Origin of the sequence: Sphingobacterium sp. CZ-UAM, assembly GCF_002000245.1 — a bacterium.
GTDB lineage: Bacteria > Bacteroidota > Bacteroidia > Sphingobacteriales > Sphingobacteriaceae > Sphingobacterium.
In genome coordinates this window covers 86,873-101,997 of record NZ_MTCM01000010.1, presented here as the reverse complement: position 1 = coordinate 101,997, position 15,125 = coordinate 86,873, and the positions used below count along the sequence as shown (strand labels likewise).

At 40.8% G+C, this 15,125-nt stretch carries 13 protein-coding genes; 11 read left to right on the top strand and 2 right to left on the bottom strand.

The genetic code is table 11. The features are described 5' to 3' along the window. Nucleotides 1-78: 78 nt before the first annotated feature. Together BWD42_RS23550 and BWD42_RS23545 are read right to left on the bottom strand one after the other, a co-directional pair. Nucleotides 79-2,340 carry a TonB-dependent receptor plug domain-containing protein gene (locus BWD42_RS23550; RefSeq protein ID WP_077438864.1) on the bottom strand — a complete coding sequence of 754 codons (2,262 nt, stop codon included), beginning with the start codon at nt 2,338-2,340 and terminating at the stop codon, nt 79-81. Between the two features lie 2 nt (nt 2,341-2,342). Next, nucleotides 2,343-2,705, bottom strand: coding sequence for a BlaI/MecI/CopY family transcriptional regulator (locus BWD42_RS23545; protein ID WP_077438863.1), 363 nt, complete (start codon nt 2,703-2,705; stop codon nt 2,343-2,345). A gap of 316 nt (nt 2,706-3,021) precedes the next feature. Between BWD42_RS23545 and BWD42_RS23540 the strand changes: the two genes are divergently transcribed. From BWD42_RS23540 to BWD42_RS23490, 11 genes are all read left to right on the top strand, one after another. Then, nucleotides 3,022-4,392 (top strand): hypothetical protein, encoded by a 1,371-nt coding sequence (locus BWD42_RS23540; protein ID WP_077438862.1) that lies wholly within the window; start codon nt 3,022-3,024, stop codon nt 4,390-4,392. Between the two features lie 5 nt (nt 4,393-4,397). Beyond that, nucleotides 4,398-5,405 carry an SPFH domain-containing protein gene (locus tag BWD42_RS23535; RefSeq protein ID WP_077438861.1) on the top strand — a complete coding sequence of 336 codons (1,008 nt, stop codon included), beginning with the start codon at nt 4,398-4,400 and terminating at the stop codon, nt 5,403-5,405. Between the two features lie 6 nt (nt 5,406-5,411). Beyond that, on the top strand, nt 5,412-5,657 hold the full coding sequence (locus BWD42_RS23530) for a hypothetical protein (RefSeq protein WP_077438860.1): 246 nt from the start codon (nt 5,412-5,414) through the stop codon (nt 5,655-5,657). Nucleotides 5,658-5,848: 191 nt separating this feature from the next. Beyond that, complete coding sequence (locus BWD42_RS23525) at nt 5,849-7,135, top strand: citrate synthase (RefSeq protein WP_077438859.1); 1,287 nt, start codon at nt 5,849-5,851, stop codon at nt 7,133-7,135. A gap of 314 nt (nt 7,136-7,449) precedes the next feature. Then, the gene (gene nuoH, locus BWD42_RS23520; RefSeq protein ID WP_077438858.1) at nt 7,450-8,523 is read left to right on the top strand and encodes an NADH-quinone oxidoreductase subunit NuoH; all 1,074 of its coding nucleotides are present in this window, start codon (nt 7,450-7,452) and stop codon (nt 8,521-8,523) included. A gap of 3 nt (nt 8,524-8,526) precedes the next feature. Further along, the gene (locus BWD42_RS23515; RefSeq protein WP_077438857.1) at nt 8,527-9,090 is read left to right on the top strand and encodes a NuoI/complex I 23 kDa subunit family protein; all 564 of its coding nucleotides are present in this window, start codon (nt 8,527-8,529) and stop codon (nt 9,088-9,090) included. A gap of 4 nt (nt 9,091-9,094) precedes the next feature. After that, entirely contained in the window at nt 9,095-9,637 is a 543-nt protein-coding gene (locus tag BWD42_RS23510) for an NADH-quinone oxidoreductase subunit J (protein ID WP_077438856.1), read from the top strand. After that, entirely contained in the window at nt 9,634-9,942 is a 309-nt protein-coding gene (gene nuoK, locus BWD42_RS23505) for an NADH-quinone oxidoreductase subunit NuoK (RefSeq protein WP_077438855.1), read from the top strand. The genes BWD42_RS23510 and nuoK overlap by 4 nt, the downstream gene beginning before the upstream one ends. A 3-nt stretch (nt 9,943-9,945) precedes the next feature. After that, nucleotides 9,946-12,000 (top strand): NADH-quinone oxidoreductase subunit L, encoded by a 2,055-nt coding sequence (locus BWD42_RS23500; protein ID WP_077438854.1) that lies wholly within the window; start codon nt 9,946-9,948, stop codon nt 11,998-12,000. A 3-nt stretch (nt 12,001-12,003) separates the two neighbouring features. Next, the gene (locus BWD42_RS23495) at nt 12,004-13,605 is read left to right on the top strand and encodes a NuoM family protein (protein WP_077438853.1); all 1,602 of its coding nucleotides are present in this window, start codon (nt 12,004-12,006) and stop codon (nt 13,603-13,605) included. 5 nt (nt 13,606-13,610) lie between these two features. Then, nucleotides 13,611-15,092, top strand: a complete 1,482-nt coding sequence (locus BWD42_RS23490) for an NADH-quinone oxidoreductase subunit N (RefSeq protein ID WP_077438852.1) — start codon at nt 13,611-13,613, stop codon at nt 15,090-15,092. Nucleotides 15,093-15,125 lie beyond the last annotated feature (33 nt).

Below are 15,125 nucleotides of genomic sequence, written 5' to 3'. Positions count from 1 at the left end.
AGGCTTGTTCGTTTCTTGTGCCGAGCTTGTGCTGGATGGGTTTTTCCACTTTGCAGCAAGCAAAAGTCAATATCTAATCTACGGTCGGACTATTTCCTGTTTTTTTTCTTTGGAAGCCTCAGCTTTTTCCTTTTCCACTTCGGCCTTAATTACTTTTTTCACTTTTCCTGACAGACGGTCTTCTACATCAGAAGACAGTTCAGGATGTGCCTTTACATAGGCCTTGGTATTCACAATGATGACACCATCCTTTCCCTGATCACCATATAGCGCAGAGGCACTTTGATCCTTTAAGATTGTAATAGATTCAATATCATTTGAATTTATTTTATCTAGCCCAAAAGTCTTGCCCATAACTTCTCCATCCAAAACAACTAGCGGATCTCCTTTGATCCCATTACTAAAGACACCATACTTCCTTGGCCCACTACTCCCTAGTCCCTTCATATTGGAGACAATTCCCTGTGCTCTGCCCCTGAGCTCTGGTTCTTTCGTATCTGTTTTGGATTTCCCCTCAAATGCTATCGTCTTAGCATCCTGCTTGTCTTCATTCGCTTTGTAAAAGACAGCAAGTGGAAGAGTCTCTCCTACTTTATTTTCAGATTTTAGTTCCCCAGAAGATTTGCTGACTTTATCCGGATTTTCCCTTGCCCATTCTTTTGTGGTTACTTCAATAACACCATTTTTCCCTTCTTCGCCATATTTTAGTTTAGCAGGCCCATCCTTAAGAATGTGTATGCTTTCCGTAGCTTCTGCACCTAAACTCCTAAAAACAGAGCCTTTCACCTTCTGACCATCAATTACATACAGTACACTATCTTTAGTACCATCCATTCGAATACCAATTGTAATTCCCTTTTTTCGAATTTCGTCCCTGCGCTCAGGCTTCATCTTCACCAAAACCAAACCATCTTTCCCAACATCACCATATTTAAGTGCAGCTGGCCCTTCTAGTACGGTCATTGATGCAATTGAGGTTGGATCAAAATCAGTTAGATTAAAGCTTGGACTTTGCAGAACGCCATCGACATAATACCGCATTTTTGCTCTTGCAGCATCTTGTTTTTGCTGCATTACAACCGAGTTTGCCAAAATTGCACCTTGAGAAATATCAATTGATGACTTGGTTCGATATTTAATTAGCTCGTTATCATTCGAAACCCAATAGTTCGCTAGTTTTTCTTCAGGGTAAGCCAAAAAGTCTGATTTAGACACAAGTTTATTATCAATAAAATATTTCAGATTCTTAGAAAAATCAATATCCGATCTCTTGATTTTTTTAAATTCGCTGGCCCTGCCAGTTTTCACCTTAGGCAAAGTATCAATCGCAATCTCGTTTGCTCCAAAAGCCTGCTGCAATAACTCAGCCGCCTCGCCTGCCACCTTGACCGAGACTGAACCATCAGCTTCCTCCACCTTATCCAAAGTCAATATAGGTGTTTCTTTAGCTTTCTCCACTACCCCTTCGATACTATTCTCTGCTTTACTAACCGTAAAAGCTGCACCCGCTAGCAGGAAAACAGGCAAGAGGAAGGCATATTTACTCAGTTCTATTTTGGATGATCTTTTCTTATTCATCATCATGATACGACGTTTTAATAGTTTAAAATTAAATTGATTACTCAATCCTATTGAAGTGCCCTTTTTGGACACATTCAATAGGCTATATTGGTACGTCTGTCTGTCAATTCCTTTATTGAGTACCTGTTGATCAGTCAGAAACTCCAAATTTTGGCGAATGGCCCTGCGCATGAACCAGACGAAAGGATTGTACCAACAACACACCAATATCATTTCAAACAATAAAATATCCAAACTGTGAAGGCCTTTCACATGAATATCCTCATGCTTAAAAATATCGATCAGTTCAGCATCCATATGCTGCCCTTTGTTGACATAAATTTTGTTCAGAAAAGAAAAGGGAACAATAGGAATAAACACATTGCGAAAAAAATATGTTTTCCATTGATCCGCAGTAGAATGAAAATGAATCCGCAGTAAACTCATTAACTGAAATAGAAACTTCAAAAACAATAAGGCTGCCCCCAAAATAAAAACCATCCCGACCAAACCGGCCAAAGTAAGCTTTTCCTGCACGACACCGTCCTCCATATAAAATGAAATCTGCTCACCGACCACTCCAATGTCCAATCCACGCTGTACGAACAAGGACTTCAAATCCAAAAAAGGATATATAAAAGCAAATAATCCGCCTATTAAAAAATAACATCTATTTAACGAATAGAATGTCAACCCTTTCAATAGTCCCGCATACCCCAAATAGATGATGCTCAACAACAGATTGACTTGTATGATATAGGTCAGTAGATTTTCCATCATCTTTAAGATTTGTTGTTTTTGATCATATCCATGATCTCTTTTAGCTCATCGGCGGTCAGTTTTTCCTCCTTCACAAAAAAAGAAACCATTTCTTTGTAGGAATTCTTGAAATAATCGCCAACGAAGGAGTTCATAAACTTGGCTTTGTAATCCTGCTCACTGACCATAGGTTCATAACGTTTGGCATTTGCATACCGCACAGCCTTCACAAAATCCTTACGCTCCAAATTCTTAACTGTTGATGCCAAGGTCGTATATGGCATCTTCTCCCCCTTGATGTTATCCAAGATCTCTTTGATAAAACCTCCGTTTAGGCTCCAGATAGATTGCATTGCCTGCTCCTCTTGTGCTGTTAACTTTTCCATGTCTTAAATCTTTCTTTACTATTCTTTCACTAATCTACGAATAATTCGTAAATACCAAAAATATATTATTATTTATCTTATATCCCTGCTCCACAGGTGATAGGGACAGTATTTTCTGTAACATTACAATAGCTTCCCATTCCCGACGCATTTAAAATCAATTCCATCGAATATAAGTTGACCTGTCAAAAATTTGCTAATCCTTATTTTTTATTTATAACTTTCGGCTGTAGATCATATTCTGCCAACATAGGAATTCCATCTTGGCAGAAATTAAATTTAGACAGCAGAGATTAAAACAAATACAATAAGATAAATGGCCAAAAGTATCAAAGCGATCAAATGTCCCCACTGTGGCAGCATAAAAGTCAGCACCATACGCCCTGACTATTATAAATGTGACAGTTGTGGAACCGAGTTTTTTTTAGATAGCGACGATATCAATATCAATCACAATTACAACTATCCGCGCAGCAATCCAGATCAATATAAAGCAATACGGATTGTACTATTTGCTGTCGTGGGTTTTATCACCTTAATGTTTGTTATTGGTGCACTGAGTGCTTTATTTTCCAAAAAACCTGAACCGAATTATTCGACCTATACTTCGTCCAACACGGCCGATAAAAAAGAAGAAGCCATTACGCTGGAATGGAATTACGCCTCAAACGAATTATTTTTGGACAAAAACAATGTCCCCCACGTTGTCGTGGTGGGCAATGTCCGGGATTCTAAAGCAAGATTTGACGAAGGCAAAGACAATAAAGTTTATATCGGATTATTTGATCCCAAAACGGGCAAAAAGGAATGGATCAAACAATTGATGGATACTCCCGTTGAATTATCAAGTAGCGACGTTAAATTACAGGTATTTGAAGACCAAAACCTGTACATTATCGTAAAATCCAAATACATTTATCAATTGGACAGAAATAGCCTAACCTTTAAAAGTGTCCTTGAAGATTATGTCAAAGATGCACCGTCACTCAGCACGGGCATTGCCAAAGTTGAATTTAAATACGAAGATTATGGCTCTTCTTATCAAATCATAAATAATGAAGGGCAAAACCTTGCTTATTACCCTTTAATCAATAAATCTATTCCGGATAAGCAGCTTTACGATGAAAGAAGGAAAAAACTTCCCAATCCGACAACAAAAACTGAGTTCACTTTTTCAAGTAAATCCAGCTATTACCCTGAGGAAAAAATTCAGTTAATCCAATACAGTTACCAGTATCAATATGGATTTCCCAAAGATAGTCCACGCTTTTCCTGGGATAAAGATTATGGCAGGTCAGGCATTTTTACAGACCGCGATCCTTACAAAAAGGTATTGATCAATTCATGGCAATTTAAAGGCACCCGTCTGATTAGTTTTAAAGACTTTACCCCAGGAAGGCTCTATTTTCAGCCGGTAGTGATCGCTCAAAATAACAAAACGCTATTGATCGCTTACAAACCGACACCGGCGGAAGATGACCCTTTACAGATTCAGCTCTTGGATGTCGCTACAGGTGCCATACAAAAAACTGTCACAACAGACCTTAAATCCATCTATAAAAATGGTTATCTGTTAAACGATGGCTTCATTGTCAAAAGTTCAAGCGACTATTACTATTTTGATAATAGCGGAAAACAAATCAATAAATTCGAAGGGTATAATCCCAAATTCGACTCATTAAATTAAACATTATGGGACTATTCAATCTTTTTAAAAACCAACTATCCGAGGTCATTGAGTGGAAAAATCAAGATCCCCGCATATTATGGTATAAATTTCCTTCCGAAAGAAATGAAATTAAAAATTCCAGTAAGCTTATTCTTGCCCCAGGGCAAGGTTGTATCCTCGTTTATGAAGGAAAGGGTGAAAACCTACTCACAGAGGCAGGAACCTATAATTTAAAAACGGATAACCACCCTTTCTTTACAACCTTGGCAAGGTTGAGGCAAAACTTTGAGTCTGAACACAAGCTGTACATCTACTTCTTTCGGACTGCAGCTATTGTCAATCAGGCTTGGGGAACGGGAAATCCGATAAAATACATTGACCCACAGTACAATCTTCCTATAGAAATAGGATTGAACGGCACTTTTTCCTATATAATCAAGGAACCGGTACATTTTTATAAAAACATTGTTGCCAATCAAAATACGGTCAGCACAGCGGTTATCCAAGATGTCATCAACAACCGTATTCCCCAACGGATTGTTGCGCAGATCGCACAGAAAAAATTGGGGTATAATGAGATCGACAGCCAGCTCCCGCTACTGTCTACCGATATAAAAACAGCTGTTGAACAAGATTTTATAGATCTTGGATTAGAAATTACAGATTTCAAGATTCTAGGAACCCAGTTTGACGCGAACACACAACGCAGAATTGGTGAAATTGCAGACCTGACGACACAAAATCAAGCTGCACAGCAGGCCGGTTTGAGCTATGTAGAACTGGAAAAATTACGCGCCCTCAGGGATGCCGCTAAAAATGAAGGCGGATTAGCCGGTATCGGTGCACAATTGGGTGTCGGCATGGAACTGGGCAAGCAATTTGATCTTCAGAAAGAAGAGATCAAAGACAATATACAAGCGGAAGGTGATTTTGTCGAAAAATTGCAAAAATTACAATTGCTGGTACGCGAAAACATTATTACACAGGAGGAATTCGATACACTCAAAAAACAGATTCTCAACAAAATATAACCCATTATGAAATACATCTTTGGTATATTATTCACCTTGGTTATCCTATTTGTGGCTACCTATTTTCTATTGGGGCTATGGGGTATCCATTTCCTGGATGCTAAAAATTTCAGTAAAATCCTTTGGACAACCGGTATTCTCACCCTAACATCCATTATTTTGGTATGCTTGGTTATCTTACCTTTTTTTGGATCGGGCAAAAATGGGAAATACGAAGATAAAGGTAAAGTCGCCCAGCGAAAAATAGATTAGCATTTCGGGCATAATAAGATAGTGTTAAATTTGAATAAACTATTTGCTTATTTGAGTAAATAGTTATTCAATATTATCCAAAATGACGCAATGATGTCATATAAATTCCAAAAGAACTTTCAGTTTTAAATATCAAATAGTTAAATTTGTGAGATTAGCATACAAAATCAGATATAAGATAACATATAAACATGTCAGATAAAGCATCTATAAATTTAGACGGTACTTCTTATGACCTTCCGGTCATTGTCGGTACTGAAAATGAAAAAGCAGTTGATATTTCCAAATTAAGAGATCTAAGCGGATTTATTACGTTGGACCCAGGATACAAAAACACGGGTGCAACAAAAAGTGCGATTACTTTCCTTGACGGTGAGACAGGTATATTGAGATATAGAGGATATCCCATTGAGCAATTGGCGGAGAAATCTACTTTCTTGGAAGTTGCTTATTTACTGATCTACGGAGAGCTTCCAAAAAAAGAGGTATTGGAAAAATTCAGAGCTGACATCAAAAAGCAAATGATGATCCACGAAGACATGAAAAATTTCTTTGCTGGATTTCCTTCCAAATCCCACCCAATGGGTCAACTTTCTTGTTTAGTGGGCGCGTTATCTGCATTTTACCCAGAATCTTTAAATCCAAACTTAACAGACGAAGAAGAAGATCAAACGATCATCAATCTTTTGGCTAAAATGCCTACTATCGTTTCTTGGATTCAAAAGAAATCTTTAGGTCATCCGGTCGTTTACCCTAAAAACAATTTGGGTTACATTGATAACTTCTTAAACATGTTATTCGGCGAGGTTAACGACGAAAAAACATTCGATCCAGTTGTTATCGACGCTATGCACAAATTGCTTATTTTACATGCTGACCACGAACAGAATTGTTCGACATCTACCGTTCGTATCGTAGGCTCATCCAATGCCAACCTGTACGCTTCTGTAGCCTCAGGCATCAATGCACTATGGGGTCCATTACATGGCGGTGCCAATCAAGCGGTAATTGAAATGTTGGAAGCGATCAAAAATGATGGTGGTGATGCTGAAAAATACCTTGCGAAAGCAAAAGACAAAAATGATCCATTCCGTTTAATGGGATTTGGACACCGCGTATACAAAAACTTCGATCCACGTGCTAAAATCATTAAAAAAGCCTGTGACGATATCTTAGAAAAATTAGGCGTTCAGGATCCTGTATTGGATATCGCTAAGAAATTAGAAGCTGCAGCGTTAAACGATCAATACTTTATCGACAGAAAACTTTATCCAAACGTCGATTTCTACTCGGGTATTATCTACCGTGCCTTAGGATTTAAAGCAGATATGTTTACTGTACTATTTGCTTTGGGCCGTCTTCCGGGATGGATCGCACAATGGAAAGAAATGCGTGAAAACAAAGAGCCTATCGGCCGCCCAAGACAAGTGTATGTTGGACATACAGAACGTGATTACGTTGAATTTTCAAATCGTTAATTCGATTAATCTCCATAAAAAAAGCATCCCAAGGGATGCTTTTTTTATGGAAATACCGTGACGGCACCTTTTTCAAAAACACTATGCTATAGCACGTTAGGTAAACATAAAGTGTGTTATCTTTCTGACAATATCATCAGTAAGCGGCTTACATCAGCAAAATCTAAATACTCAAATCTAAATACTAACATCTCTAATATGTCACGATAATCTACTTGTTAAGTATATTTTAATTTTTCCCTCTCTAAATTCCCTGTTTTTCGTTAAGTTTGCGTATTCATTGGACGCTTATTAAAAATCATTATAAATAAGGCTTGATAGATACAATACTACATATCTTGGTTCCCGTTGCTATTTTTACCTTTATAGCAGCATTTACCTTATTTGCGGTATATGCCGAGCGCAAGATTGCCGGATTTGTTCAAGATCGTCTCGGACCAATGGAAACCGGGAAATACGGTAGCCTCCAGACGATAGCCGATATTCTCAAATTACTTCAAAAGGAATTAATCACCCCCACATCGGCCGATAAAATTCTATTTAGAATAGCTCCGATTATTATCTTCGTAGCTGTTTTTACCGGTTTTGCCGTTATTCCCTGGGCCAAAGACTTTATTCCGGCAAATACGCACACAGGATTATTCTTTATCATGGCCATTATCTCCATTGATGCCCTGGGTATTCTGATGGCAGGCTGGGGCTCGAATAACAAATACTCCCTGCTTGGATCCATGCGTGCGATAGCCCAAATGGTATCTTATGAAATACCGGTGGGGCTCTCGTTGATCACCGTAGTGATGTTAACCCAGACGTTAAACCTCAATGAAATTGCCATCGGACAGGGCATTATGACCAACGGAAGCATCAAATTTTTAGGCTTTTGGGAAGTCAATGAGATTGGTGGATTCTTCGCCTGGAATATTTTCCAGGCCCCACATTTAATTGTAACTTATCTCATTTTCTTTATTGCTACACTTGCCGAATGTAACCGGGCGCCCTTTGACATTCCCGAAGCGGAATCCGAATTGGTCGGTGGTTTCCATACAGAATACGGCGGCATACAGTTTGCCTTTATTTTCTTAGCGGAATATGCCATGATGTTTTTGGTAGCGATGCTTGGAGTCGTCCTTTTTTTAGGAGGCTGGAACACGCCACTTCCTAATATCGGTGCCATACGACTGGCGGACTGGACTACGGGCCTTGCCTGGGGTATCTTTTGGACCTTGGCCAAATCGTTATTTATCGTCGGAGTGCAAATGTGGATACGCTGGACATTACCCCGATTACGGGCCGATCAATTAATGAGTCTCTGTTGGAAGGTATTGACTCCTTTAGCTTTTGTTTGCATGGCGATTTCTGCCATTTGGAGAATTTTAATTATAGCATAAGATATGATATTTAAAACGGCTTCCCACGCATTTCGTACAGCAATCAAAGGCTTATCTTTGACTGTCAAGCACTTGTTTGGCGCCCGACGTTCGCGTCAGGAATTAAATATCAAAAACGACAACTACTTTGACCGTCAGGAGGGCATCGTCACGGTACAATACCCTGCCGAGAAAATGCCGATGCCCGAAGTGGCACGTTATCAATTGCAAGTAGATATTGATGATTGCATCGTCTGTGACCTTTGCGCCAAAGCATGTCCCGTAGATTGCATTGAAATTGAAGCAATCAAATCTCCGGAGGCGATCGGAAAAACGTCAGACGGTAGCGTCAAACGACTGTATCCAGCCAAATTCAATATTGATATGGCCAAATGCATGTACTGTGGATTATGTACGGTCGTCTGTCCTACGGAATGTATAGTCATGACCAATGAATATGACCGCAGCTCACAGAAATTAACCGACCTGATCTATGGTTTTTCAGACATGACCGACGAACAAGTTGCACAACGAAAAGCAGAATGGACACAATTTCAAGCTGAAAAGGAGGCAGCAAAGCAAAAATAAAAAGATGGAAAGTATTCTGTTTTATGCCTTTGCTACATTGGCCATCGGATCCGCGTTGTTGCTGGTAAATCTTAAAAATATAGCCCGCGCCTTATTTCTATTTTTCATTGTGCTCTTTGCTATGGCTGGCCTATACCTATTTGCGCTGGCAGATTTTGTTGCCATCACACAGATTATGGTCTATGTAGGTGGTGTGCTGATCCTTATGCTATTTGCCTTTATGCTTTCCAACAAAGAACTATTGAAAGATCTTCAAGACAGCAGTGGCTCATTTTTGAACATGCCCAGGTGGCAGGCGATTGTATTGGCCCTAGGTTTTCTAACACTGCTGATTTTGGGCATACGGGAATGGCAGCAGTCCCTCCCTACCTGGATCCAACAGGCCCGGGAAAATAATACGGAGATTATTCCAACAGATAATAACATCCAACAGATCGGCTTACGATTTATGACATTCTATGTATTGCCATTTGAAGTCATTTCCATCTTTCTGATGATGGCGCTTATCGGCGCCTCGCATTTATCCAGAAAGGAGCGTAACCGATGATTACATTGACGCATTTTTTGGTAGTCAGTGCCTGTATCTTCTGTATCGGTCTGTATACCGTTCTCTCGAAGAAAAATGCCATTATGATTCTGGTCGGCATCGAACTGATGATTAACGCGGCTATACTGAACTTTGTGGCCTTTGGTAAATACGATAAAATCAGTTATGGTGGGCAGATTTTTGCCCTATTCGCCATCGTTCTGGCAGCTGCGGCAGTAGCCGTTGGATTAGCTTTGGTTTTGAATGTCTATAGACACTATAAAACCATCAATCCGGATGAAATCAATGAATTAAAAGATAAGTAAGAATTGAATCCACTTGCCTCCATATCACCGATATACACAGCGCTGCTTGCAGTAGCAGCACCATTTATTGCCTTTTTATATCAAGCGATGATGGGTAAACGTGATCAGTCCGGTATCGCCGCCCTACTTGGCATTGGGTGTAGTTTTATATTTGGCGGGCTCACCTGGCTGGCCATCTGGAATCATCCAGTAGTATCGGCCCAATTGAACTGGTTCACCATTGGTGCTTCGACTTTTAAAGTGGGTATTCTGTTGAATAACCTGAGCGTATTGATGCTTTTCCTGGTTCCTACAGTTGCTCTTCCCGTACATATCTATTCCAGGGCTTATATGAAAGGTGATCCAGGTATCCATCGCTATTGGATGTACCTAAGCCTATTCTGTTTTGCGATGCTGGGATTGGTTGTCATGGATAGCTTGCTGCTCATGTATATCTTTTGGGAATTGGTAGGTTTCGCATCTTACCTCCTTATTGGTTTCTGGTTCACACGGGAAACGGCTGTGCAGGCCAACAAGAAAGCATTTATCGTCAACCGCATCGGAGACTTAGGTTTTCTGATCGGTCTAGCCATTATATTTACGCAGTTCAACACCCTCAACCTCGTTGATCTTTTTGGTGAAGGGGGGCTGATTGACCAATCCCGCATCACGGGCGGGTTATGGGTTTCTCCAGTCAACAGCATGGATCAGATCTGGCTTACGGTAGCCGGACTGGCATTTTTCCTTGCTGCGATGGCCAAATCAGCTCAATTCCCTTTACATGTATGGCTGCCAGATGCCATGGAAGGACCGACCTCGGTATCTTCACTGATCCACGCCGCCACTATGGTCGCTGCAGGGGTATTTTTGCTGGCAAGCGTATTTCCGTTATTCAACGAAAGTGCATTGTTATTTATTGCGGTCATAGGCACAATCACCGCAGCATCCGCTGCTTATTTTGCATTGGGTCAATACGATATTAAGCGCATCCTGGCCTTCTCAACCATCTCACAACTGGGTTTTATGATGGTCGGAATTGGAATTGGCACCTGGGATGCAGCACTTTTTCATTTGGTCACACACGCATTTTTTAAATGTCTGTTATTCCTCTCAGCAGGAGCAGTTATCCATGAGATGGCCCACCTCAAAGCGCATAGCCAGCTTGATTTTGATCCGCAGGACCTGCGGAATATGGGGGGACTGAAAAAGTATATGCCCAAAACCTTTATCCTGATGAGCATTGCTTCATTGGCACTTGCCGGATTTCCTTTGACATCAGGCTATCTTTCCAAAGATAGTATCATCATCTCTTCCTTTGAATGGGCTTTATCGAAAGGTGGTTTTTACCTCATTATACCTGTGAGTCTCATTATCGTCAGTATACTGACCGCCTTCTACATTGGCCGCTTAATCTTTAAGGCCTTTTTAGGTGAACTTCGAATTCTGGATCAGGTTCAGGAAAAATTACATGGTGTCCCTTTGCATGAGGCTTCCAAAACCATGTTGATTCCGATGATGTTATTGGGGCTTTGCTGTCTATTTCCGTTATTCTCTCTCAACCCAGTATCTTATCATGATTCCTGGTTGATGGATGGTTTATTATTGGATGAATACAGCTTTGCACCAAGCCATAGCGCCCATCTGCTTATTCCAATGCTTTTATTGATCGGTTCCGTAATCAGTTGGGTTATCGGTTGGAAATGGTACGTACAAAACAAATACCCGCTCAACACAGCTGGTTTTGCCCTAAAAGCATCATTCAATCAAGGTTATATCAATGAGCTGTATCAACGCGTATTTGTTATTGGAACACTAAAACTAGCTCAGTTCTGCTATTGGTTTGACCGTTATATCGTCGATTCGTTCGTTGCTTTTGTTCAGTTTATCGTCTTATCTCTCTCGCGGCTGAGCGTGTGGATAGACAAATATATTGTAGACGGCTTTGTCAATACTGTTGCGGCTGTGGCCTACTGGACCGGTAATCAGGTTCGTCTGGTACAGAACGGCAAATTACAGACTGCATTGTTCTCCGTTTTTCTATTTGTTTTACTTGGTTTAATTTATCTTATATTTTTTTAGGAAATGCCTATTTTATCCTTACTGATATTTTTACCGCTTCTGGCGACGGCGTTTATCCTCGCCTTACCAACACGATATAAATCGAGTTACAAATATATTGCCTTAGCAATTACAGCGGTGCAATTTGTACTTGCTGGACTATGTTATGCAAAATTTGATGCGAGCCAAACCGGTGTACAGGATTTGGCGGGATACCAATTTGTCGAACAGCTTCCCTGGATCCGTCTGGACTTGGGTTCCATTGGAAAATTAGAGATCGATTACCTGATCGGGATAGACGGTATTTCAATGCCCTTATTACTGCTCAGTGCCTTTGTGATGCTGATGGCAATCGGGGCCTCCTGGAATATACAAAAGAGTCCCAAGGGATATTTTGCTCTCCTTATGGTGTTAAACATGGCTGTAATGGGTATTTTCTGTGCTTTGGATTTCTTTTTATTTTATTTATTCTATGAGGTCATGCTCCTACCACTCTACTTCCTGATCGGTATTTGGGGTGGAGCAAGACGTGAATATGCTGCCATAAAATTCTTTCTTTATACCCTGTTTGGATCAGTATTTATGCTATTGATCATTGTCGGTTTGTATTTTTCGGTTATTAACCCGGTCACGGGTGCCCATACCTTCAATATGATCTACATGATGAATCCACAGAATTATTTAGGAGACTCGATCTTCGCCTGGGATGGCTATCGGGAAATATTGGGTATTTCGGCCAGATTGGTTGGCTTTGCAGTACTATTTTTTGCTTTTGCGATCAAAGTACCCATTGTACCACTGCACACCTGGCTACCTGATGCACACGTAGAGGCGCCGACACCGGTATCCACTATTTTAGCAGGTATCCTATTGAAAATAGGTGGCTATGGCATTATCCGTATCTGCTATAGTATTTTCCCTGACATGGCAGCGCTATCCAATTGGTGGCTTGGGCTGATCGGCGTAATCTCCATTATCTATGGCGCATTAAATGCTTTGGCTCAAAAAGATCTAAAACGGATGATCGCATATTCGTCGGTATCGCATATGGGTTTTGTCTTGCTCGGTATAGCTTCATTGACAGCCGAGGGAATTTCAGGTGCTATGTTCCAAATGATTTCCCATGGGTTTCTATCGGCGGCGCTTTTCTTCCTTGTGGGTGTGGTCTATGACCGTGTACACGACCGAAATATTTATAGTTTCAGAGGACTGGCGCAGCTTATGCCGAAATATACGGGCTATGTTGCTGTTGCGTTCTTCGCTTCTTTGGGTCTCCCTGGATTCTCTGCATTTATCGGTGAAGCATTTGTTATCATCGGTTCATTCAATGCTGCCAGTGTAGGTACTGGTCTTCCGCGTTGGATGGCGGTAGCAGGCTCAATCGGGATTCTTTTAAGTGCAGCCTATCTTTTATGGACACTTCAACGGATGTTTTTTGGACAGATCAGACTAAAAGGTGGTGAATCTTGGTCCAATGCATTGACTGATGTCAACAGCCGTGAACAGCTGGTCCTATTTCCGACCTTGGCTCTTGCGCTTTTACTAGGCGTGATGCCTTCTCTGGTATTCCATAGTCTCAATGCAAGTGTATTGAATCTTGTCAGCTTTATCCAACAATTTATCTAATCGGCATGCTCGCATTCAGTCCATATATCAGTTCATTTATTGATCAAATTATTGTTAGTATTCCCTACTTCAAACCGGAATTAATACTGATCATTACTTTTATAGGCACTATTATCGCGAGTCTTTTCGTGGATAGATATTGGGACAAGGCATCTTTCACCTTTACGGTGGCTGGGCTCTTATTAAGTGGTTGTTATCTATTGGGACAGGGATTGAGTCATGTGGAGATGTCCGGATTCTTCGATATGATCCACGTTGATACATTCGCGATATCGGCACGAATGATTATCCTGCTGTCGACCTTACTGATTACGATTTTTATCCAACAACGTCACCAGCATGAGCGTCCTCTGGGCGATTTATATGCTGTACTCCTGACCGCTACCTTGGGGCTGAATCTCTTGACCATGTCGAGCAACTGGCTGATGATTTTTATTTCCGTCGAAACCGTTTCCATTAGTTCCTATATTATGGTCGGTTATTTTTCAGCGAATAAAGCACAATCTGAGGCTGCGATGAAATATGTGCTCTTTGGGTCTATCTGTGCTGCTGTTATGCTCTATGGTTTATCCTTGCTATACGGTTTCACGGGAAACTTGAATTTTGATGCGCCAGCCCATATTGCGGGGCTGATGGAGGCGCCTAAGCTGATGATCAGCATTGCCCTCCTATTTTTATTGACTGGTATAGGTTTTAAACTGAGTTTCTTCCCTTTCCATGTGTGGAGTCCTGACGTTTACCAAGGGGCACCCACGGTAATCACGACTTACCTGGCAACGGTACCGAAGATTGCTGTTGTCGTACTACTGTCTAAGCTACTTGCGGCCTGGCTTGCAGTATCCTTTTATTTTAGTGATTTCCTAGCCTACGTGATTATCATCATTGCCATTGCGACCATGTTGATCGGTAATCTGGCCGCATTACGTCAGCAGGATGCCAAACGGATGATGGCCTATTCTTCTATTGGTCACACCGGGATATTATTGATGGCAGTACTGGTTTATCAAAACAATGAATCCAACGTTTTACTGTTTTATTTATCGATTTATGCGTTGATGAATATCGCGGTCTTTATTTTCATTGATAGTTTGGAAGCTAGCCTGGGCAGTACTTCAATTGACTCCTATAAGGGATTAGGTAAACAGTCACCGTTGTTATTCACCTCATTTTCAATTGTCCTAATTGCGTTGATAGGCCTACCTCCTACTGCTGGATTTGTCGGAAAGTTACTGATATTTTCAAAGGTATTCGAACAATATCAAAACTTCCAATCCTTCGGTCTGCTTGCGCTATTGATTGTAGGGGCACTTACATCCGTGATTTCCCTTTTCTATTACTTTAAAATTCCGTTGAACGCATTCTTAAAAGACAGTGTGCAACCGTATACGTCCAAATCAAATCCCATACTTCTGGGCATTGGTTTGCTATGTACCATCGCCGTCATCTTGCTGGGTTTATTTCCGGATGTTTTACTTGCTATTTTTTAAAAAATCAATACCATTCTTTCCTCCATACTACAG

Bases quoted from the DNA above. Each gene is read 5' to 3' on its own strand.
- BWD42_RS23550 (WP_077438864.1), bottom strand. From the start codon at position 2,340: ATGATGGAAAATCTACTGACCTATATCATACAAGTCAATCTGTTGTTG.
- BWD42_RS23545 (WP_077438863.1), bottom strand. From the start codon at position 2,705: ATGGAAAAGTTAACAGCACAAGAGGAGCAGGCAATGCAATCTATCTGG.
- BWD42_RS23540 (WP_077438862.1), top strand. From the start codon at position 3,022: ATGGCCAAAAGTATCAAAGCGATCAAATGTCCCCACTGTGGCAGCATA.
- BWD42_RS23535 (WP_077438861.1), top strand. From the start codon at position 4,398: ATGGGACTATTCAATCTTTTTAAAAACCAACTATCCGAGGTCATTGAG.
- BWD42_RS23530 (WP_077438860.1), top strand. From the start codon at position 5,412: ATGAAATACATCTTTGGTATATTATTCACCTTGGTTATCCTATTTGTG.
- BWD42_RS23525 (WP_077438859.1), top strand. From the start codon at position 5,849: ATGTCAGATAAAGCATCTATAAATTTAGACGGTACTTCTTATGACCTT.
- BWD42_RS23515 (WP_077438857.1), top strand. From the start codon at position 8,527: ATGATATTTAAAACGGCTTCCCACGCATTTCGTACAGCAATCAAAGGC.
- BWD42_RS23510 (WP_077438856.1), top strand. From the start codon at position 9,095: ATGGAAAGTATTCTGTTTTATGCCTTTGCTACATTGGCCATCGGATCC.
- nuoK (WP_077438855.1), top strand. From the start codon at position 9,634: ATGATTACATTGACGCATTTTTTGGTAGTCAGTGCCTGTATCTTCTGT.
- BWD42_RS23495 (WP_077438853.1), top strand. From the start codon at position 12,004: ATGCCTATTTTATCCTTACTGATATTTTTACCGCTTCTGGCGACGGCG.
- BWD42_RS23490 (WP_077438852.1), top strand. From the start codon at position 13,611: ATGCTCGCATTCAGTCCATATATCAGTTCATTTATTGATCAAATTATT.